18 protein-coding genes are annotated in these 21130 nt (G+C 34.9%); 9 read left to right on the forward strand and 9 right to left on the reverse strand.

Annotated elements, in window-relative coordinates:
• Nucleotides 1-3: 3 nt before the first annotated feature.
• Both topA and ACFSR1_RS10075 read right to left on the reverse strand, forming a co-directional pair.
• Entirely contained in the window at nucleotides 4-2505 is a 2502-nt protein-coding gene (gene topA / locus ACFSR1_RS10070; RefSeq protein WP_378292086.1) for a type I DNA topoisomerase, read from the reverse strand.
• Nucleotides 2506-2706: 201 nt separating this feature from the next.
• Entirely contained in the window at nucleotides 2707-3489 is a 783-nt protein-coding gene (locus ACFSR1_RS10075; protein WP_378292088.1) for a hypothetical protein, read from the reverse strand.
• A 137-nt stretch (nucleotides 3490-3626) separates the two neighbouring features.
• Between ACFSR1_RS10075 and miaB the strand changes: the two genes are divergently transcribed.
• From miaB to ACFSR1_RS10115, 8 genes are all read left to right on the forward strand, one after another.
• Nucleotides 3627-5072 carry a tRNA (N6-isopentenyl adenosine(37)-C2)-methylthiotransferase MiaB gene (miaB, locus tag ACFSR1_RS10080; RefSeq protein WP_378292089.1) on the forward strand — a complete coding sequence of 482 codons (1446 nt, stop codon included), beginning with the start codon at nucleotides 3627-3629 and terminating at the stop codon, nucleotides 5070-5072.
• A gap of 37 nt (nucleotides 5073-5109) precedes the next feature.
• Entirely contained in the window at nucleotides 5110-6372 is a 1263-nt protein-coding gene (locus ACFSR1_RS10085; RefSeq protein ID WP_378292091.1) for a sigma-54 interaction domain-containing protein, read from the forward strand.
• 153 nt (nucleotides 6373-6525) lie between these two features.
• Nucleotides 6526-7032: an LptE family protein gene (locus ACFSR1_RS10090; RefSeq protein ID WP_378294490.1), complete on the forward strand. Its 507-nt coding sequence runs from the start codon at nucleotides 6526-6528 to the stop codon at nucleotides 7030-7032.
• A 19-nt stretch (nucleotides 7033-7051) separates the two neighbouring features.
• Nucleotides 7052-8011, forward strand: a complete 960-nt coding sequence (locus ACFSR1_RS10095; RefSeq protein WP_378292093.1) for a hypothetical protein — start codon at nucleotides 7052-7054, stop codon at nucleotides 8009-8011.
• A 9-nt stretch (nucleotides 8012-8020) separates the two neighbouring features.
• The gene (gene secG, locus ACFSR1_RS10100; protein WP_378292095.1) at nucleotides 8021-8356 is read left to right on the forward strand and encodes a preprotein translocase subunit SecG; all 336 of its coding nucleotides are present in this window, start codon (nucleotides 8021-8023) and stop codon (nucleotides 8354-8356) included.
• A gap of 149 nt (nucleotides 8357-8505) precedes the next feature.
• On the forward strand, nucleotides 8506-8781 hold the full coding sequence (locus tag ACFSR1_RS10105; RefSeq protein WP_219007873.1) for a co-chaperone GroES: 276 nt from the start codon (nucleotides 8506-8508) through the stop codon (nucleotides 8779-8781).
• An 85-nt stretch (nucleotides 8782-8866) separates the two neighbouring features.
• Nucleotides 8867-10504 carry a chaperonin GroEL gene (groL, locus tag ACFSR1_RS10110; protein WP_378292097.1) on the forward strand — a complete coding sequence of 546 codons (1638 nt, stop codon included), beginning with the start codon at nucleotides 8867-8869 and terminating at the stop codon, nucleotides 10502-10504.
• A gap of 245 nt (nucleotides 10505-10749) precedes the next feature.
• On the forward strand, nucleotides 10750-11520 hold the full coding sequence (locus tag ACFSR1_RS10115; RefSeq protein WP_378292099.1) for a hypothetical protein: 771 nt from the start codon (nucleotides 10750-10752) through the stop codon (nucleotides 11518-11520).
• 19 nt (nucleotides 11521-11539) lie between these two features.
• Here ACFSR1_RS10115 and ACFSR1_RS10120 read toward each other — a convergent pair whose 3' ends face one another.
• Complete coding sequence (locus ACFSR1_RS10120) at nucleotides 11540-13051, reverse strand: helix-turn-helix domain-containing protein (protein ID WP_378292101.1); 1512 nt, start codon at nucleotides 13049-13051, stop codon at nucleotides 11540-11542.
• 89 nt (nucleotides 13052-13140) lie between these two features.
• On the opposite strand from ACFSR1_RS10120, the gene aceB reads away from it, so the two are divergent.
• Nucleotides 13141-14739, forward strand: a complete 1599-nt coding sequence (gene aceB / locus ACFSR1_RS10125; protein ID WP_378292103.1) for a malate synthase A — start codon at nucleotides 13141-13143, stop codon at nucleotides 14737-14739.
• A gap of 334 nt (nucleotides 14740-15073) precedes the next feature.
• On the opposite strand, the gene ACFSR1_RS10130 is transcribed toward aceB, so the two are convergent.
• The 6 genes from ACFSR1_RS10130 to ACFSR1_RS10155 form a co-directional block, all read right to left on the reverse strand.
• The gene (locus ACFSR1_RS10130; protein WP_378294491.1) at nucleotides 15074-15682 is read right to left on the reverse strand and encodes a M15 family metallopeptidase; all 609 of its coding nucleotides are present in this window, start codon (nucleotides 15680-15682) and stop codon (nucleotides 15074-15076) included.
• A gap of 373 nt (nucleotides 15683-16055) precedes the next feature.
• Nucleotides 16056-17777: an efflux RND transporter periplasmic adaptor subunit gene (locus ACFSR1_RS10135; protein ID WP_378292104.1), complete on the reverse strand. Its 1722-nt coding sequence runs from the start codon at nucleotides 17775-17777 to the stop codon at nucleotides 16056-16058.
• A 5-nt stretch (nucleotides 17778-17782) separates the two neighbouring features.
• Complete coding sequence (locus ACFSR1_RS10140) at nucleotides 17783-18481, reverse strand: PepSY domain-containing protein (RefSeq protein ID WP_378292106.1); 699 nt, start codon at nucleotides 18479-18481, stop codon at nucleotides 17783-17785.
• Between the two features lie 18 nt (nucleotides 18482-18499).
• Nucleotides 18500-19234 (reverse strand): heavy-metal-associated domain-containing protein, encoded by a 735-nt coding sequence (locus tag ACFSR1_RS10145; protein WP_378292108.1) that lies wholly within the window; start codon nucleotides 19232-19234, stop codon nucleotides 18500-18502.
• Complete coding sequence (locus tag ACFSR1_RS10150) at nucleotides 19231-19794, reverse strand: DUF3347 domain-containing protein (RefSeq protein ID WP_378292110.1); 564 nt, start codon at nucleotides 19792-19794, stop codon at nucleotides 19231-19233. The genes ACFSR1_RS10145 and ACFSR1_RS10150 overlap by 4 nt, the downstream gene beginning before the upstream one ends.
• A 36-nt stretch (nucleotides 19795-19830) precedes the next feature.
• Nucleotides 19831-21099, reverse strand: a complete 1269-nt coding sequence (locus ACFSR1_RS10155) for a TolC family protein (protein ID WP_378292111.1) — start codon at nucleotides 21097-21099, stop codon at nucleotides 19831-19833.
• Nucleotides 21100-21130 lie beyond the last annotated feature (31 nt).

The raw sequence follows: 21130 nt of genomic DNA on the forward strand, positions 1-21130 counted from the left end.
TACCTATTTCTTTTTAGTAGTCTTTTTTGTTGTTTTCTTCTTTGCAGCGGTCTTCTTCTTAGGAGCATTCTTTTCGATAAGATCTTTTACTTTTTCTAAAGTAAGTTTAGTAGCGTCCACAGTTTTAGGTAATTCTATTTTTATTTTACCTTTTATAACATTACTACGTCCCCATCTCGCTTTTTCGACTCTAATCCCTTCGTCCTCCCAATGATGAATTACTTTATCAATTTCTTTCTGTTTCTTTTCTTCAATCAATTGAATGATATCTTCATCAGAAAGGTTATCAAAGTCATATTTTTTATTCACATTGATAAACATCCCATTCCATTTAATAAACGGTCCAAACCTACCGGTTCCTTTTTGCACCGGTAAATTTTCGTATATATATACAGGAGCATCTGCTTTTTCTTTAGCGTCAATAAGTTCAATAGCTCTTTCTAGTGATGTACTTAAAGGATCTTCTCCTTTATCCAATGAGACAAACTTAGCGCCAAACTTCACATATGGACCGAAACGTCCATTATTTACAGTAACTATTTCTCCCTTATAATCTCCTAATTCTTTTGGCAATTGAAACAAATCCATTGCTTCTTCAAAAGTAATACTCCCTAATGTTTGCCCTGGAGCCAAACTAGCAAACCTTGGTTTATCTTCGTCTTCTGCGGTACCAATCTGTACCATAGGCCCAAATTTCCCTAAACGAACACTTACTGGTTTTCCAGATTCAGGATCTTCTCCCAGAATTCTCTCTCCTACTTCGCGTTCTGCATTCTGAGCTACATCCTCTACTCTAGGGTGAAATTCTTCATAGAATTCTTTCATCACATGAGTCCAGTCTTCCTGCCCTTCTGCTATTTCATCAAAGTCCTGTTCTACTTTCGCTGTAAAGTTATAATCTAAAATGGAAGAGAAATGGTTTACCAAAAAGTCATTAACCACCATCCCGACATCCGTAGGGATCAATTTTCCTTTATCACTTCCTACTTTTTCTTTTAGGTTTTTCTCTTTGACAGCATCACCAGAAAGTGTAATCTGAACATATCCTCGCTCTTCTCCTTCTTTAGAACCTTTTTCTATATAGTTTCTATTTTGGATAGTCGAAATTGTTGGTGCATACGTAGATGGACGACCTATACCTAATTCCTCCAGCTTTTTTACCAAAGCTGCCTCAGAATAACGACTTGGAGGTCTTGTAAATCTCTCTGTGGCTGTAATATAATTATTGAACAAATGCTCTCCGACCTTCATTGCCGGTAAAATTCCACTTTGTTCTTCATCTTCGTCATCATTCCCTTCAAGATATACTTTTAGAAAACCTTCAAACTTTATTACCTCTCCGTTTGCAACAAATTGTTCATTATGTGATTTAGAACCAATCTTTACATTTGTTCTTTCTAACTTGGCATCACTCATTTGTGATGCTATTGCTCTTTTCCAGATTAATTCATACAAACGCTGCTGATCATAATCAACCGGAACTGTATGTCTTGAAAAATCTGTTGGTCTTATCGCTTCGTGAGCTTCCTGAGCACCTTTGGCTTTCCCTTTATATTGTTTTGGATTGCTATATTCTTCTCCATATGCAGAAACAATTTCTGCTTTTGCACCATTCTGAGCCTCGGTTGATAAGTTTACACTATCCGTCCTCATATAGGTAATAAGTCCTGCCTCATATAAACGTTGCGCCATTGTCATCGTTTTACTAACAGAAAAATATAATTTTCTTGATGCTTCCTGTTGTAATGTTGATGTTGTAAATGGAGGTGCCGGTGATTTTTTGGCTGGTTTGGTAGTAAGATCTGCAACATTAAAACCAGCTCCCAGGTTTTTCTTTAAAAATGCTTCAGCTTCTTCTTTAGTCGCGAAATTTTTGGGAAGCTTTGCTTTGAAAGACTTTCCTTTTTCATTCGCAAATTCTGCATCAATTCTATATGAAGCAACGGGCTTAAAACCAAGTATCTCTCTTTCTCTCTCTACAATTAAACGAACAGAAACAGATTGTACTCTACCTGCAGACAATCCTCCTTTTACTTTTCTCCATAAAACGGGAGATAATTCATAACCTACCAGTCTATCCAAAACCCGTCTCGCTTGTTGGGCATTTACCAGATTATAATCAATACTTCTAGGGTTTTCAATGGCTTTAAGTATCGCTTTTTTGGTTATTTCGTGAAAAACAATTCTACGTGTTTTATCCTTGTCTAGTTTTAGCTCTTCTGCCAGATGCCAGGCAATAGCTTCTCCCTCTCGATCCTCATCACTTGCCAACCATACCATTTCGGCTTTCTTAGCGAGGTCTTTCAGCTTTTTTACCACATCCTTCTTATCCTTGGAAACAATGTATTTTGGTTTAAAACCTTCTTCTACATCTACCCCAAGTTCTTTTGCAGGTAAATCCGCAATATGCCCGAAACTAGAGGCTACTGTATAGTCTTTGCCCAAAAACTTCTCTATTGTTTTTGCCTTAGCTGGTGACTCTACGATCACTAAATTCTTAGCCATAATCCTTTTTTTTCATCTGTTGATAATTCATGTTTATCGATTGACAGATATAATAGCCAATAAACATTTTTTTGGTTGGTGGCAACCCAGCCACAAGGGCTTATTTCTGAGAACAAAAGTATATCAATTTTTTGAGATCAAAATTTTTTCTCAAAGATTATACTAAAAAAACCTGCAAAGGAGCAGGTTTTATTTTGTTTATTATTCGACAATAGCACTCCAGCCTTCCGGTTTGCTTTCACTTTCCAAACCGACAGTATCCTTGTACATATAATAAATTGGAATACGGACAAAAAACACCGTAAAAAATATACCAATACCACAAGCCATCAAACCAACAATCTCCGCCAATATTGATGAAATAAAAATTAATAGAAAAGCCATTAGCCAAATTCTATTCCCTAATTTAAAACTTGCCTTTATCAAATCTGATGAGCTAAGATCAGGATTAAACGAAAATATAACACCAAGTAACTGCAATGGCACCAGAACATACAAAAGCGGAAAGAAACACAACAAGGTAGCAACAAGCGAAATCAATGTAATTGCTATAGCGAGAACTAAAATCTTTCCAAGATATTTACCTTTAAAAAACATAAAATAATTTGGCCTTTGTTGTTGCCCTATATCTTCTTGTCTACAAATTTGATAGAAATGGGCAATAATCCCAAATTGAAAAGCCGAAGCTATCATTGAAATGATAACCACTAATATCACAAATAAAATAGCTAATCCAATAGAAATTTCTTCAAACTGATTTGGATACTCGCCATAAGATTCTTCAAAGCCTGCCAATCCCGCGATCGCAATAATAGGAATATACATCACAATAATTAATGGAATAATAATCACCATAGAAATTAACAAGTGTATAAAACCTTGCAACCAGACTTTCTTAAAAAGCTCAATACTTTTATTGAAAATGTTTCCAAAATCGATGGGGTTACTGTTTTCTATTTTTTCGAAGAGCTGGTTTGTATTCATACCGAAGGTTATTTAGCAGATTAGCTTTCTCAAATATAAATATTTAAACAAATATAACTCTGCCACTTTGTCATATATCGTTTTAAAGAGTATCTTTGCACACTATTTGAGTTGAAACGGAAAGGACATTATCATACATGGAGAAGATTATTGATGAAAACATCCAGGGACAAGCATTGTCTCTAGACAAAAAAGAAGGAAACACCAGAAAACTTTTTATCGAAAGTTATGGGTGCCAGATGAATTTTAGCGACAGCGAAATTGTAGCATCTATTCTAGCCAAAGAAGGTTTTAACACTACTCAAAACCTGGAAGATGCAGATTTGGTTTTGGTAAACACCTGTTCTATTCGTGAAAAAGCAGAGTTGACCGTTAGGAAACGTTTGGAAAAATATAATGCGGTAAAACGCATTAATCCCAAAATGAAAGTAGGCGTTCTGGGATGTATGGCAGAACGATTAAAAAGTAAATTCCTGGAAGAAGAAAAAATCGTTGATCTAGTAGTAGGCCCGGACGCTTATAAAGACCTTCCTAATCTAATTGAAGAAGTAGATGCCGGACGTAATGCAGTGAATGTAATCCTTTCTAAGGAAGAAACATACGGAGATATCTCTCCTGTTCGATTACAAAGCAATGGCGTATCTGCTTTTGTATCTATCACCAGAGGTTGTGATAATATGTGCACTTTTTGCGTAGTACCTTTTACCAGAGGTAGAGAACGTAGTCGTGATCCACAAAGTATTATGGAAGAAATAGATGACTTAGCTTCTAAAAGCTTTAAAGAAATCACACTACTGGGTCAAAATGTTGATAGTTATTTATGGTATGGCGGTGGACTGAAAAAAGATTTTGAAAAAGCCAGTGAATTCCAAAAAGCAACAGCGGTTAATTTTGCTAAGCTCTTGGATATGGTTGCTGAAAAATATCCCAAAATAAGACTGCGTTTTACCACATCTAATCCACAAGATATGACATTGGATGTGATCGAAGTGATGGCAAAACATAAAAACATTTGTAAATACATTCATCTACCAATACAAAGTGGTAGTGATCGTATTTTGAAAGAAATGAATCGTTTGCATACACGTGAGGAATATTTTGAATTGATTGATAATATTAAAAAATTAATTCCTGATTGTGCCATTTCTCAAGATATCATCACCGGATTCCCTACAGAAACCGAAGAAGATCATCAGGACACCTTATCTCTTATGGAATATGTAAAATATGAATACGGCTTTATGTTTGCATACTCAGAAAGACCTGGAACACTTGCAGCCCGTAAGCTAGAGGATGATGTGCCGGAAGCAACCAAGAAGAGACGACTTAATGAAATAATTACAGCACAACGTAATCATAGCACCTACAGACACGAAGCTTTTATTGGTAAAACGGTTGAAATATTAATAGAAAAAGAATCTAAAAAATCTGATGCTCACTGGAGTGGAAGAAATACTCAAAATATAGTAGCTGTTTTTCCAAAAGGAGATTACAAAATAGGAGATTTTGTGATGGTTCGTATCGATGAATGTACAAGTGCAACTCTACTTGGAGAAGCAATAGGATATTCTGACAATAATTAAAGTCTAATATAGAAAACCAACTAATATAGTTTATTAAATGGAATCAGTTCAAGCTACAAAACAACGATTCGGGATTATAGGAAATGATCCTAAACTAAACCGTGCTATAGAAAAAGCTATTCAAGTAGCTCCTACAGATATATCGGTTCTGGTTACCGGAGAAAGTGGTGTAGGTAAGGAAAGTATTCCTAAAATTATTCACTCTTTATCTCATAGAAAGCATGGCAAGTATATTGCTGTTAACTGCGGAGCCATACCTGAAGGAACTATTGACAGTGAATTGTTTGGTCATGAAAAAGGAGCATTTACCGGTGCGACTTCTACAAGAAGTGGATATTTTGAAGTAGCCGATGGAGGAACTATATTTCTTGATGAAGTTGGAGAATTGCCTTTAACCACTCAGGTAAGACTTCTGAGAGTTCTGGAGAATGGAGAGTTTATCAAAGTAGGGTCTTCAAAAGTGCAAAAAACAGACGTGCGGATTGTAGCAGCGACCAACGTGAATATGTTTGAAGCCATCAAAAAAGAAAGGTTTCGTGAGGATCTCTATTATCGTTTAAGTACTGTAGAAATTCTATTACCTCCTTTGCGCGAAAGAGAACAAGATATACATCTGTTATTCAGAAAGTTTGCTTCTGACTTTGCCACAAAGTATAAAATGCCAACCATTAGATTAGAAGATGATGCGGCTCAGTTATTAGAAAAATATCATTGGAGTGGTAATATCAGACAATTACGCAACATTGCAGAGCAAATATCAGTCCTTGAACAAAATAGAACGATTTCGGCAAATACATTGCGCGGGTATTTACCAAATATAGGAAGTAATCTACCTGCTATAATTTCTTCGGACAAAAAGGATAGTGATTTCAGTAATGAAAGAGAGATATTATATAAAGTTCTTTTTGACATGAAAAATGATCTGAATGATCTTAAAAAGCTAACCATGGAGTTGATGCAGAGCGGAAACTCTCAGCAAGTACAAAAGGAGCACGAAGGGTTAATCAGAAAGATTTATCGCGAAGATAAAGATGAAGAAGAAATCCCTTTTGAAGAACCCATCACACCAACAACGGAAGTTTTACAAATAACTCCTGCTGAAACAACTAAAAAAGAGGACGATAAATATCATTTTGCAGAAGAAATTGAAGAAGAAGAAACACTTTCACTACACGATAAAGAGCTGGAATTAATTAAAAAATCTCTGGAACGCCATCGTGGAAAACGCAAAGCAGCCGCTGAGGAATTAGGCATCAGTGAACGAACTTTGTACAGGAAAATAAAACAATATGACCTCTAATGAGGTTTGAGGTTTGAGGTTTGAGGTTTGAGGTTTGAGGTTTGAGGTTTGAGGTTTGAGGTTTGAGGTTTGAGGTTTGAGGAAATTATTATATAAATCTGAATAATCAGATATTTATTACAAAAAATAAAGAATTTAAAACATAGAAAATTGGTGCGTAAATTAAAATACTTCTTTGTAGCAATCATTGGATTAGTAATACTTCAAGGATGTGGTGCATATTCTTTTACAGGAACTAATATCTCTCCAGACGTTAAGACATTTCAGGTAGAGTTTTTTCAAAATCAAGCATCCATAATTATTCCTGGAATTGACCAAAGGTTTACCAATCAGTTACAGGATATAATTCTCAATCAGACAAACCTAGATTTAACCACTTCCAGTGGTGACTTGGTATACGAAGGAGAAATTGTTCAATATTATGTAGCTCCTACGAATGCAACATCTTCTAATACAGCTGCGCAAAACCGATTAACGATTGCGATCAATGTTCGTTTTTATGATACTAAAAATCCAAAGGAGGATTTAGAACAGCGTTTTTCTTTCTTTTTTGACTATCCCGCATCACAAGCAGAAACTGCAGTTAGAGACGAGGCGATACAAATCATCTACGATAGAATTACTCAGGATATACTAAACGCTACTTTGGCAAAATGGTAATAATTTAATCATTGTTTTTTTGAATACTAAAGAACTTACATATTTGTTTCAAAATCCCTCCTTAATTAATAAGGAGCAAACAGAAAATTTGGAAAAAATCATTCAAGAATTTCCCTATTTTCAGTCTGCAAGAGCTTTAGTATTAAAAGGTCTAAAAGACGATGAAAGTTTTAGATATAATCAAGAGCTAAAAACAACCGCAGCATATACGACAGATCGAGGAGTTTTGTTTGATTTTATAACCTCTCCTGTTTTTGATAAAAACTCTAAAGAATCGACTGCAGAAAAGAAGAGTAAGACCGATATTGATGTAGTAGATGCACAAGAAATTAAAGTGCTCTCCAGAATTTCTCTTGATGACGCTGTATCTATGAAAATAGAAGAAGCCGAAGAAGTGCTCGATCCATCTCTGTTTTCATCAAAAGAAGAGAATACATCCAGAAATATCACAATTGCAGAAACCATCATTGAGCAATCAGAGAAAAACAATTCGATAGTAGCGCCTACTAACGAAAAAAATCCTGAAAAAGAGTTACAAGTAGACAAACCTTTGGATTTTAGCAAAAAAGAATCTCACTCTTTTGCAGAATGGTTAAAGCTTACATCTATACAACCTATCGATCGAGGTATTGAAGAAGAGAAAGATCCTCTGCATAAAAATGAAGAAACCCAGGAAGAAAAGCAAATAGATGCAACACCAGATCAGGAACATAAGTTCAATTTGATTGATGAGTTTATAGCAAGTAACCCTAAGATCAAACCTGCTGAAAAAAATGCTCCTGCACGCAACCTTGCCAATGAACATACGGTCGCTCCAGACGAGTTAATGACAGAGACTTTAGCCAGGGTATACTTGGCTCAAAAAAAGTATAAAAAGGCAATTCAGGCATATAAAATATTAATTTTGAAAAATCCCGAAAAAAGTGGTTTCTTTGCAGACCAAATTCGAGCGATAAAAAAAATACAAGAAAATAAATAACAATATATAATGACAACGTTTTCAATCTTTTTAATACTAATCGTAGTAGTATCATTTTTGCTGGTAGTAGTAATTATGGTTCAGAACCCTAAAGGAGGAGGTTTATCATCTTCTTTTGGTGGTGGAGGAACTCAACAATTAGGTGGTGTGAAGAAAACCACAGATTTCCTTGACAAAAGTACTTGGGCACTAGCAACGCTATTATTAGCACTAATCCTTTTATCTAATGTAGATTTAATGGACGGAGCTACAAGCCAAGATCCAACGGTTGACACCAATGATGTGGAAGTAATTGACACACCTGTGGCACCTGCTCCTACAACAGATGACACACCTGAAGAATAATATATCTTGAAAAACCAAGATAAAATGTCGACTTGTCATACAGTCGGCATTTTTTGTTTCAATTTGTCAGTATCACACCACTGGCATAATTTCTGAAATGCATAGCATCGAATAAGTCATTTTAATTTTAAAATATAAAACTAATCATAATGGGAGTAAATATTAAACCTCTTTCGGATCGCGTGGTTATTGAGCCACTTCCAGCGGAAACGCAAACGGCATCAGGATTATACATCCCTGATTCAGCACAAGAAAAACAACAAAAAGGTAAAGTGGCTGCAGTAGGCAGTGGTAAAAAGGATCACGAAATGACTGTTAAAGTTGGTGACACTGTACTTTACGGAAAGTATTCTGGTACTGAGTTAAAATTAGATGGAAAAGACTATTTAATAATGCGTGAGGATGACATCCTTGCTATCGTTTAAAACTGAATCAAAAAACACAAATCAAAACTTTCGATAATCTTGGAATCAAAGAAATATTGAAGTTTTAAAAAATTAAAAAAATATTATGGCTAAAGACATAAAATTTGACATAGAAGCACGTGACGGAATCAAACGCGGTGTGGATGCATTAGCAAATGCAGTAAAAGTAACTTTAGGACCAAAAGGTCGTAACGTAATAATTAGTAAATCGTTTGGAGCGCCTCAAGTAACTAAAGATGGTGTTTCTGTTGCTAAAGAAGTAGAATTAGAAGATGCTCTTGAGAATATGGGAGCGCAAATGGTGAAAGAAGTTGCTTCTAAAACTAATGATCTTGCAGGAGATGGTACTACTACTGCTACTGTACTAGCACAGGCTATCGTAAAAGAAGGTCTTAAAAATGTAGCAGCAGGTGCTAATCCAATGGATCTTAAACGTGGTATTGACAAAGCCGTTCTTGCGATTACAGAGGATTTAGAAAAGCAAACTAAAGAAGTAGGAAGTTCTTCTGATAAAATCAAACAAGTCGCTGCAATTTCTGCCAATAATGATGAAACTATCGGAGATCTTATTGCCAAAGCTTTTGGGAAAGTAGGAAAAGAAGGTGTGATCACTGTCGAAGAAGCTAAAGGAACAGACACTCACGTAGATGTAGTTGAAGGAATGCAGTTTGATAGAGGATACCTTTCTCCATATTTCGTTACGAATAGCGAAAAAATGACTGCAGATTTAGAGAATCCTTATATTCTTTTATTTGATAAGAAAATCTCCGCAATGAAAGACTTATTACCTGTACTTGAGCCAGTTGCTCAGACAGGAAAACCTCTTTTAATTATTGCAGAAGATGTAGATGGAGAAGCATTAGCTACTTTAGTTGTAAATAAATTACGCGGTGCCTTAAAAATTGCAGCTGTAAAAGCGCCTGGTTTTGGAGACAGACGTAAAGCAATGCTAGAAGATATTGCCATCCTTACAGGAGGAACTGTAATTTCTGAAGAGCGCGGATTTACTTTAGAAAATACTACTATAGAACATTTAGGTACAGCAGAAAAAGTTGCTATCGATAAAGACAATACAACTGTTGTAAACGGCGCCGGAGCAGAAGATTTAATTAAAAATAGAGTAAACCAGATCAAATCACAGATAGAAACTACTACTTCTGATTACGATAGAGAAAAACTACAAGAACGTTTAGCTAAATTAGCTGGTGGTGTTGCTGTACTCTATGTTGGTGCTGCTTCTGAAGTAGAGATGAAAGAAAAGAAAGACCGTGTTGATGACGCACTTCACGCTACTCGTGCAGCAGTAGAAGAAGGTATTGTTGCTGGTGGTGGTGTTGCCTTAGTTAGAGCTAAATCTGTTTTAGAAAAGGTAAAAACTGAAAATGCCGATGAAGCAACAGGTGTACAAATTGTAAACCGTGCTATCGAAGCTCCGTTAAGAACTATCGTAGAAAATGCAGGTGGAGAAGGTTCTGTTGTAATCTCTAAAGTACTTGAAGGTAAAGGTGATTTTGGATATGATGCAAAATCTGAGGAATATGTAGATATGTTAAAAGCTGGTATTATTGACCCTAAAAAAGTAACTCGTATCGCCTTAGAAAATGCAGCTTCTGTATCAGGAATGATTCTTACTACAGAGTGTGCATTAACTGATATCAAAGAAGATGCTCCTGCCGGAGGTGGAATGCCACCAATGGGCGGAGGTATGCCAGGAATGATGTAGGACGTGCGACGACAGCGAAGTTATTTAGCCTGTTTGTAAATCGCACAGCTGCAGTGAAAAATTTTTAGCAAGTTTATAATTATTACTGATTGCTAAAAAATATAAAACCCCGTTTCGAATTTTCGAAACGGGGTTTGTTTTTAATACTCGCATGGATTCTATTTTATTCACTCATACTTTTTCTAAAACAGTATCTTTGGATTATAGAATATAATACGAAACCAACTTTAACTTTTACTAACAATATGCCAGGCTTATATGATGATTTGTTTGAAGAGGATGGAAAGGAAAATAAACCAGTCGATCCCAAGTTGGACTCTATAAACTTTGATAATAATCGTTTTTCCGAAACGGGAAAAGAATCTCTGGACGAAATACTATCATTAATCAAAAGGTTTACTGCAAAAGCAGAACCATTTTCTCAGTTACTTACTCGTACAAGCGCAATAGATCATGAGGTAGAAAAAGGAATACTCGATTTTTTCCTGATTGCAAATGACAAATATGACCAGGGAACTTTGGCCGGAGAACGGGAGTATTATGCCATGTTACAAAATAAATTTGAGAACGTTATCGCTTCAATGAGAGATTTAGCGAGTATACACCTAGAAACTATTAGACAGTTTAATCGTGATATTGACAAAGACTATTATTCGATTGAAAAGTCAGATAAGCAGGTACAATCTGAAAAAGAAATAGCTATTGATCATATTAACATACAACGAAAGATTCTTGCAGACGCAGCAACAAGCTTATCTATTTTAGAAGAAGCACTCACAAATACTGAAAACAGACTACGTAACTATATTAATGCAGGAGGAATTAATAATATATCTCGTTCTGAATGTGAAATTTTAATACAAAAACGCACTTCCTTAACAAGCGGACAACTTCACCACTTTGATTATTCATTTTTCAAAATGAACCTATTAGACAAAACTGCTATTGCTATGGGCTTATATCTAAAAGAAACCACATCACAATATTTAAGTAAACTTAGCAAAGTCTTTAACTAATATTCTAAATTACGTGCTGCTAAGAATACTCTTTCACAATATCTGCTACCAATCGAGACGTTCTTTTGTACTTTTCTTTAGCCAATAATCTTTTTGGTGGAGCTTTCCTAACTTCGCAATCCATAATAGAACACGACTCACAAGTAACGCCAACCTTTACCTTTGGGATTTTAGAATCGTTCACAAAACTGATCTTTTTCTCCAAGGCAGATGAAATTAAAAACCCAATACCTATACTACGATAATAGTCTTTTCTAAAGGGATCTTTAGTTGCTGATGTAAACACAAGATATTGCTGATCAGTATCCGCATAATCCGATATCTGTATATCAAAAGAATAGTCTAAATCTTCATTAGCCGTTCGCTGTAATGTTTTAATAGCCATCCATCGTCTACAATAATGCTCATCTATTTCATTGGCATGAGGTTGTTGCTGATGTGTTATATGCAGTTCTTTTACCAAGTTAAAGCGCTCCATTCCTTTTTTATGCGTAAATCTTAAAAAGAATACATTCTGCATACCAAAATCTTTTGGCAATATATTAGTTAATCGTTGATAAAAAGATTCTGGAGAAGCATTATACAACCTCATGATTTTATGAAAAGCTTTCTCAGAAAATCGCTTAGCTGCAAATAGTTCTTTGAGATGTTCTTTTAAGTGATTTCTAGGTATAATTAAAGCTCCTGCAAAATAAGAAGCATAAAAGTTGTGCAACACTTCTTCAAAATTATCATAACGTATCCAAGAAAAAGTATAAGGTCTATCTTTAATTTTCATATACTGATACCCTAATTCTTTAGCATAGATAAATGTTTTCTGAGGTCCATCTACTCTATCCGATAATAGCAGTGTCTTTGTAGAAGGAACGAATACAGATCTCAAATTATCCAACTCCTCGTGGTGAGGTATTCCAGCCGTATTAATAGTATACCCATATTCTTCTTTTAAAATTTCCTCTAATTCTTCAGAGGTTATTTTACCAGATAAATCCAATTGATAAGAATTAGCAAAACGTACCGCAGTATCCTCAAGATCCTTAAAGAAGTTGTTATGAGCTTCTTGATACGATCGTAATGAAGCCAGGTAGAATCCTTCTCTACTCATATTATAGTGCTGGGCAATCTCTATGATGGTACTGATAAATGCATTTACCTTAGAAGGAGCATTAGCTATAATATCAATCAAGTCACTTTGCTGTATGCCAAAAAGTTCAAGTGGGATTTCATCTAATATCCCGGATTGCAAAATCTCCCCTATAGGAGCCAGGTTTTTATCTAATTTTAACGAAACTAAACTATCATACGGAACCTCTAAGGTTTCTGCAAGCTTAATTATTTTATCTGTTTTAGGATATTTTTTTCCTTTTTCTATCTCATTCAAATAGGACTTAGACAATCCACTTAACTTAGACAAACCAAAAAGAGACAAGTCCTTATCCGTTCGTATCTGCTTGATTTTCAAGCCAAAAATTAATCTAATATATTCTTCTGCTATTGCCATAAAACCAAAAGTAGCAATTTTTGCGAACATTTTCAAAAACAAAAAAATCACATTTAGCGAACGTTCGCTTGTTTTATAAAAAACTTTTTTTTAATATTGTTCACTCAAACGATATAGTTATGGAAACTCAAACAAACCTAAGTCAGAAAATTAGCTTTACGAAAGAGGTGAAAAATTATCATCCCGAGATTCTTACGGATGGTGCTTTAGCTTTTCTAGAAGCGTTGCATAATCGTTTTGACGGAAGACGATTAACACTTTTAAGAAACAGAGAACAACAGCAACAGTTGTTTGATCTGGAAACTTCTCCGGCCTTTCCGGAAAACACAAAGGAGATTCGCAACAGCGAATGGTTAGCCGCTCCGATCCCTGGAGATCTACAAGATCGCAGAGTGGAGATCACCGGTCCTGTCGATAGAAAAATGGTCATCAATGCACTAAATTCTGGTGCAAAAACATTTATGGCTGATTTTGAAGACAGCAACGCACCGCTATGGGAAAACTGTTTGCAAGGACAAAAAAATCTTATGGATGCCGTCAATAAAACTATTTCGTTCTACAATCCTAAGAAAGACAAAACCTATCAACTTAATGAAGAAGTAGCTACCTTAATTGTACGACCAAGAGGCTTACATCTTAATGAAAAACATTTACTAATAGAAGGTAAAGAGATTAGCGGCTCTCTATTTGATTTTGCATTGTACGCATTTCACAATAATGAGCAATTAAAAGAAAACGGTACCGCTCCTTATTACTACATCCCAAAACTAGAGCACTTTACTGAAGCTATCTGGTGGAACGATGTGATTGATTTCACAGAGGAGTATTTGGGGATGGAACACGCTACGATTAAAGTGACCGTGTTAGTAGAAACGATCACTGCTAGTTTTCAGTTAGATGAGATCATCTATGCCTTAAAAGAACATATTGTTGGTCTTAATTGCGGACGATGGGATTATATATTTAGTTATATCAAAAAACTAAGAAACCACAAGGGTTTTGTAGTTCCGGATCGTGCTCAAGTAACAATGACCAGCCCTTTTATGGATGCATATAGCAAACGTGTGATCCAACGATGCCACAAGAGAAATATCCTTGCGATTGGCGGAATGGCAGCTCAGATTCCAATTAAAAATGATGAAGAACGTAATAAACTTGCTTTTGCTAAAGTAAAAGCAGATAAAGAGCGTGAAGTAAAGAATGGCCACGATGGTACTTGGGTAGCACATCCTGGATTGGTGCCATTAGCGATGGGGGTTTTTGATATGCACATGCAAGAACCTAATCAGTTGGATGTAAAAAGAGATGATGTGGTAGTTACAGAACAAGACCTTCTGGAAATCCCTCAAGGGACTATTACAGAAAAAGGAATTCGTGAAAATATCAATGTAGGAATCCATTATATCGCTACTTGGTTAGGAGGAAATGGTGCAGTTGCTCTCTACGATCTTATGGAAGATGCTGCTACTGCCGAAATTAGCAGAACTCAGATTTGGCAATGGCTTAAGAATGAGGTAAAACTAGAAAATGGTTTGCGACTTAATTCTAACATGTTCCATATGCTTTTTGAGGATGAGTTAAAAACTGTTGAGAAGCAGGCAGGAAAAGCTCTTTTCGAGGGTGAGAATTATCAGAACGCTATTCAGATTTTTTACAAGCTCGTTACTTCAGAAAACTTTGAAGAATTTTTAACAACAAAAGCATACAAATATTTATAGATAGTTCAGGAGCAATTGATAATAGGGAAACAAAACAAACATGCACAACACAACAATGTTTTGTTTCCTTTATCCTGAATCAACAAAACTTAAGAAGAGCTTATATTACAAAAAGATGGATTATGTGCTGTGAAACATCAAGAATCCGTTAGTACTACTTACTTTGATGCTGAACAAGAATAGTATAACTGCAGCTAAATCTTTTACAGCAATCAATCACGAATAGTACAGAAGTGAAACAATTCTAATTTTTTCCGATTTTATTATTGTGCTCTTACAGCATCCGCTAATTGGCGGATGCTGTTTTTTTATAACCAGAAAGAACTGATTACTATTAATCACATTTCCATCTGAAATCAGAAATCTTAAACTTCTTGTTCTTGAAATTGTAATGCCACCATTCGGTTCTTATGATGGAGAAACCATGTTTTTCCATAATCTCTCTAAGCAATTTACGATTAGCAATCACCTCATCCGATAGTTCTTTATAAGAATGATGGGCTTCTTTGCCAAAATGGTCAAAAGCAGTACCCATATCTAATTGATTTCCTTGTAAATCAGTAAGTGTAATGTCTACAGCAGCTCCTTTGTTATGAATCGATCCTCCTTTGGGATCCGCTACATAACCGGGGTTAGGAAAGATTTTCCACATTTTTTTCTGTACACTATAGGGTCGGTAACAATCAAACAATTTAATTCTATAACCTTTCTTCATGAAATCCTTATTGGCTTTAATCAAAGCTTTTGCCACTACTCCTCTCACATAACATTTTGCACAAGAATATACTGCTTTTTTCAAAAAGTTATCCTCGGTGGCATATTTCATATCTAAGACAAAATAATTAGAAAGCGTCTCTATATCCACAAATTCATTATCATCGACGGTAATTTGTGTTGCCTTCTTCTTGTCAAAGCGGTCTAAAGAGTCCTGCCATTCTCGCATATGCTTTTCTACCTTCTCTGCACGTAACTGAATAGCTTTCGATTTTTCCAATAACGCCATTGTACTTGCACTGGTCATTGTTGTTACTGAAGTTTCCTTACAAGAAAAAAGTAAGGCTAAAAATGTAATAAAAAGTAGTTTTTTTACCATATCCCTTTCGTTTTCGATCACATTTATTAGAATAAAATTTGCATAATAATGGAGCCGAACGGCTATTAATTTTTACTAAAAAATACACCATTCAACACTAACAATTGCGATCCAATAAAAAACGTAATCCAATATTTCCCTAAATTAAAGATACGTTGTTTTGACTTACAATTAAAAAAAAACGTTAATATTTTAACAGTTAAATATATTTCTTCTTATCCAATCAACCCTTTCCTAAAGAATCAATTACGCTCCCACAGGTAAGCATTTGATCTCCAAAATAAGGGTTTCTAATTTTCTTTTCTTTGCTTAACCATGTTGCACCTTTATTGTTATTAGCCATAGGGCATTTTTGAATATAGATTTCATCCGACAAATGATCCAGGTTTTTAATCAAAGCCTGTAAATCTTCATTCAGTTTTATAAAATGATCTCTTTGCCCTACTAAGTCTTCTTTTTTAGCAATCATCGCTAAAGTCTTCATAATTGCATTGGCATATCCCGATTCAGCAGGTTGTAAATTGAGTGTATTAACACGCTTCAATTGATTGAACATTTGTTCAGAAAACTTCGAAACATCATTTGCATTACTCGCTACCAAAGCATCTTTCAAAAGAAAGTAAGTTGATAAAGACTCCATAAGTTCTTTCTGAAAATCACCAGACAAGCTCACTTTCTCACTTTCATTTTCAGTTCCTAACTTATCCAACATCTCATTACGCTTCATCATAGATTTTTTTCCTTGTAATTGTGCTGCAGCATCTACAGTAAATGTTCCATTAATAACAATTTCTTCATCATTACTAAGACCATCAAGAATCTGGTAAGAATCAGCGTTTGCATTCCCTAATGTTACTTCTTTCATTTCAAAAACAGGTTCATCAGACTCCATTTTAACATAAACAACAGATCGCTCACCTGTCCATAAGACAGCGCTTTTAGGAATTGTGATCACTGAATTATTTTCACTATCCGATACAGAAATCATTCCTTCCACAAACATTCCCGGTTTAAAAATTGAATTGCTATTTTTTAATATGGTTCTTACCTTAAACGTTCTCGTATTTGTATTTAAAACAGGATCTATAAAAGAAATTTCAGTTTCAACATCTTTGTTAGGATATGCCTTTGTTTTGATTTTAATCTTTTGACCTTCCTTCAATAAGGAAATTTGATTCTCATATGCGTCAAAAGATGCCCAAACCGTACTAAGATCTGCAATCTTATATAAAATCTGTCCTTGTTTTACGTAATCACCTGCTTCCACCATTTTTGAAGCAACTGTTCCTGAAACCTTAGCATACACCGGAAAGTTTTCTTTTACCTTTCCTGAAGCTTCTATTTGATTAATCTGATTCTCTGAAAGCTTCCATAATTTCAACTTATTACGAACAGCTTTATATAATTCTGGTTGAGATTTTTTTAACGATAATGCAGTCAATAACTCTTGTTGAGAAGCCACTAATTCCGGAGAGTAAATTGTGGCCAATAATTGACCATTCTTTACGTATTCACCGGTAGAATTGACAAAAAGCCTTTCTATTCTTCCCCCAAAATAGGCTACTTGCACTGCATTAGCCTCTTCATTTTCTTCAATCTTACCAGATAGTTTTACCATCTCAGAATCCAATCGGTTTTCACCTATCACTAAAGTTTGTACGTTGGCTAACGCCACCGCATTTTCTGTCATCCTAAACTGATCTGGTCTAAGACCATCTGCATTGGTTTCTGCGGGAATTAAGTCCATACCGCATATAGGGCAATCGCCTGATTCTGATTGTATAATCTGAGGATGCATAGAGCAGGTCCACATTTGATCAGAGGTATCCATCGTATGATCGTGTTTTTCTGATAGCTCTTCTACAGTTTTACTCCCAAAAATTAGATATCCCGCAAACAATCCGATCAATAATGCAATACCTATATAAACAACATTCTTTTTCATCTTACTTATTTTTTTAAAACTTTTCTGATTGTTGGAGAGGACACATACCAAAGTACAAAACCACTTAGTACCGTTACCAAACCTAACAATGAAAAAGCCCTGAGTACAATCGTATTAAAATTATCTCTGCCCTCATAATCCATAGTGTGTGTCATCCACAAAAAGTCAAACCATCGCCAGGATCTATGTCGTACACGTTGAAATGTGCCATCAACTGCCGACACGTATGCCTTTATGTTCTCTGGATGATTATAGCTAATTACATAAGCCGGAAGTGGCCTTTCTCTATATTCATGATGTTTTCCTACTTCGGTTATTAGATCAACCGAAGCAACTTCTAAACTTTCTAACATATATGCTGAAGCAACTTTTAATGCTTCTTCTTTAGAGATTTTGGGCTTTACTATTCCGGATTTTGCGTCCATCAATACACTATCGTTAATCCAATAGTAAGGCTGATCAGCAATGGTTCTTAATTCTAAACTGGTTACCTTCAATCCAGATGCAACAATATCCAATCCTAACAGATCATTATGGACAACTGGTTTTACTTCCTTTTTAAACTGATCTCCGTGTATTTCGTCAATATTGGTCCAGCTAAAATATAATCCACTAATCGTCCACATTAGAAACTGCAAGCCCAGAAATATCCCTAGATACCGATGCGATTTTCTTATAAGTATTGCAGTTTTTCTTTTAACCATTATCTGTATATAATTTCTTTAAGAATAATTTTTTGCAAGCATCCAGATCGCCATTACCAGCATAATAGCATTTTCTATAAATGTAGCTTTGGTCATTGGTAATTTTAACGCAGTACCTAAACACGCACATTGAATACTTTTTTTATCCAGGAGTACTTTGGTTACACCAATCGTAGTAATCCCCAACACAAAAACCGTTACAATTAATGCTATATGAATATTAAAACGCATTAAAAACATAAATCCCAATCCTACTTCTATAAAAGGATATACCCATCCATATACCGGTAATACCTTTGCCAAAGGATCATACATCCTAAAAGATTGAGGAAATCCTTTCAGATCAAGTATTTTAAAAAAACTGAACACCACATAAAACAAACCCATAAAGTCTAACATGAAATCATCAGTGCTCCAGGGATTATAATTAAGTAATACTGATGTAATAGTTATATATGCAAAAATCAGAAAAAGTGGAAATAGTTGCCGTAATTCACTTTTTCCCGCTGAAATTTCAATACCAGATTCAGAAAAATCAGTTATGTTATTACCTTTCTCAGTAATTGTATATTTATCCGGTAACGCTTTTTCAAAAACTTCGATATCCAAAAGCTTTTTTGACGTAATAGTGGCTTCTTTCCTTTCAAGATGTACTTCAGCACTTGTTACTTCCGGAATCGATTTCAGAATGTTTTCTACACCAGATCTGCATCCTTCGCAAGTCATTCCTTCTATATGATATTGATTTTTCATTGTATCGTTTGGTTCACACTACCACATTTCAACATTTTATTTCCATAATATGGATTACGAACTTCTTTGGAGTCGGATAACCAATATCCTCCATTGCCTTCAAAAGCCATTGGGCAAAACTGTTTATACACTTCTCCCGAAGTAATATCTGCTTTGCTAATCAACTTTTCTGTTTCTGCGGTTAGGGTTACAAAAAAATCTCTTTGTTTTTTAATTTCCTTCGTAAGAGAAATCAACTCTGTTGTTGCTTTTAGTTGCTTCTTTTCTTCAGAGTCGTCAAGGAGAGTATTAAGCTTTTTTGCTTCCTGTTGTACCAGTTTAGGATTAGAATTTACCAACCCTTTTTTTATCATTAGGTACTGACTGTATATTTTGTCAATGTGTTCATCGGTAAAAACAACGTTACTTCTGGTATCAGTTTCATTTAGATCCACCTTAGAAGTAGCAGCCGTTTCCTCTGTCTCAGGGATTATTTTTGTTTCCTCTTTTTTATCTTTTCCGCAAGATATTATGGATAAGATTATTGCCAGAACAGTGATATTTAAAACTATTTTTTTCATTTTTATTAATTTTTAAGGGTTATACTTTTTATATTTTTAACGCAAATAATTAAGAACAGCAGTTTGCATAAAATACATGGATATCGCTTGTATCTTTTTACTTTCAAAATCCAATAACATTTGCTGAATGTCTAATATTTCTTCAAAATCTATTTGTGCCGTTTGATATTCGGACAATAGTACTTTTTCTGCTTGCTTTGCCTGCTCTAAATTTTTTTGTTGTGTGTTATAATTAATTCGAGCTGTAATTCTGTTATTTATAGCTTCTTCCAGTAGGTTTTCTAAATTATTCTGAGAAGCTTCTCTTTTCTGAAACACTTCTTCTTTCTGAAGCTCATATTGCTTAGATCGAGAGCTATATTTTTTAGAGAAAAGTGGAATCGAGAAGGAAAGCATTGGCATCACTATATCTTTACCATTATCAGAAAAACTTACATCAGGACGTTCCTGAACAACTACATAGTCTAATCCAAGACCTATAGATGGTAACGCTTCTTTAGTGTTTACCACTTCTTTTTTTTCTAAAAGATCATTTAGGTGATCATATGTAAGTAATTCCGGGTGATAAATAATGTCATCCAACATCATGGTAGGTTCTTCTTCTGGAATAAATAAATTATCAGGAATCATCAAAGGATCAAAGCCGTCTCTATGTAATAATTGATTTAATGCAGTTTCTGCCGTAAGGATTTCACCTTTTAGTATTTCTTTCTGATTTTGAAGATTATTTTTGGCAATATTTAATTTTAAAACATCAACAGTTGAGGCTCGATTATTTTCTACTCCTTTAAGTGCAATCTCAATGTAGGTGTCTAGCAGTTTATCTTGTTCCTCCAATACATTCTGAGTGGCCTTTAATTCATATAATTTATAATACTTTTGCTCAACTTGTAAAGTGATCTTTCTTTTTACAATTTCTAATTTATTTTTATGCACATCACTTTCTAAAGAGGCCGATTCTTTTCTTGCTTTTATAGTACCAAACCATGGAATGTTCTGTTGAGCTGTAAATTTAGCTTTTTGAGCTCCGGTTCTGGTTTCGGGTTCACTAATGAAATATCCTGTTCCTATTTTAGTATTTGGCAAGCTTCCGGCTTCATTTACTTTTTCTATACTTGCATCTAATGCATTCTGAAAAGCCTTAAGTTCCGGGTTATTTTTCTGTGCCTCTTTTATATACTCTTGTAATGTTTGTCCATTTGAAAAAAGAAAAGAGAGCAAAGATAAAAGAATCAAAGACTGCTTCTTTCTTATTCTAAAATCCGGATTCAAAAAACTACTATACCAAACCATTTTTATTTTCATATTACAGCACATTTTGCCAATTCTCACTATT

This window comes from Aquimarina rubra (assembly GCF_042684305.1).
Classification (GTDB): domain Bacteria; phylum Bacteroidota; class Bacteroidia; order Flavobacteriales; family Flavobacteriaceae; genus Aquimarina; species Aquimarina rubra.

Coding starts and splice junctions, on each gene's coding strand:
- aceB (WP_378292103.1), top strand. CDS start 13,141: ATGGAAACTCAAACAAACCTAAGTCAGAAAATTAGCTTTACGAAAGAG.
- miaB (WP_378292089.1), top strand. CDS start 3,627: ATGGAGAAGATTATTGATGAAAACATCCAGGGACAAGCATTGTCTCTA.
- ACFSR1_RS10075 (WP_378292088.1), bottom strand. CDS start 3,489: ATGAATACAAACCAGCTCTTCGAAAAAATAGAAAACAGTAACCCCATC.
- ACFSR1_RS10105 (WP_219007873.1), top strand. CDS start 8,506: ATGGGAGTAAATATTAAACCTCTTTCGGATCGCGTGGTTATTGAGCCA.
- ACFSR1_RS10150 (WP_378292110.1), bottom strand. CDS start 19,794: ATGAAAAAAATAGTTTTAAATATCACTGTTCTGGCAATAATCTTATCC.
- ACFSR1_RS10155 (WP_378292111.1), bottom strand. CDS start 21,099: ATGAAAATAAAAATGGTTTGGTATAGTAGTTTTTTGAATCCGGATTTT.
- ACFSR1_RS10130 (WP_378294491.1), bottom strand. CDS start 15,682: ATGCGAGAATGGCAGGACTCTTTAGACCGCTTTGACAAGAAGAAGGCA.
- ACFSR1_RS10135 (WP_378292104.1), bottom strand. CDS start 17,777: ATGAAAAAGAATGTTGTTTATATAGGTATTGCATTATTGATCGGATTG.
- ACFSR1_RS10115 (WP_378292099.1), top strand. CDS start 10,750: ATGCCAGGCTTATATGATGATTTGTTTGAAGAGGATGGAAAGGAAAAT.
- ACFSR1_RS10145 (WP_378292108.1), bottom strand. CDS start 19,234: ATGAAAAATCAATATCATATAGAAGGAATGACTTGCGAAGGATGCAGA.
- ACFSR1_RS10140 (WP_378292106.1), bottom strand. CDS start 18,481: ATGGTTAAAAGAAAAACTGCAATACTTATAAGAAAATCGCATCGGTAT.
- groL (WP_378292097.1), top strand. CDS start 8,867: ATGGCTAAAGACATAAAATTTGACATAGAAGCACGTGACGGAATCAAA.
- secG (WP_378292095.1), top strand. CDS start 8,021: ATGACAACGTTTTCAATCTTTTTAATACTAATCGTAGTAGTATCATTT.
- topA (WP_378292086.1), bottom strand. CDS start 2,505: ATGGCTAAGAATTTAGTGATCGTAGAGTCACCAGCTAAGGCAAAAACA.
- ACFSR1_RS10120 (WP_378292101.1), bottom strand. CDS start 13,051: ATGTTCGCAAAAATTGCTACTTTTGGTTTTATGGCAATAGCAGAAGAA.
- ACFSR1_RS10085 (WP_378292091.1), top strand. CDS start 5,110: ATGGAATCAGTTCAAGCTACAAAACAACGATTCGGGATTATAGGAAAT.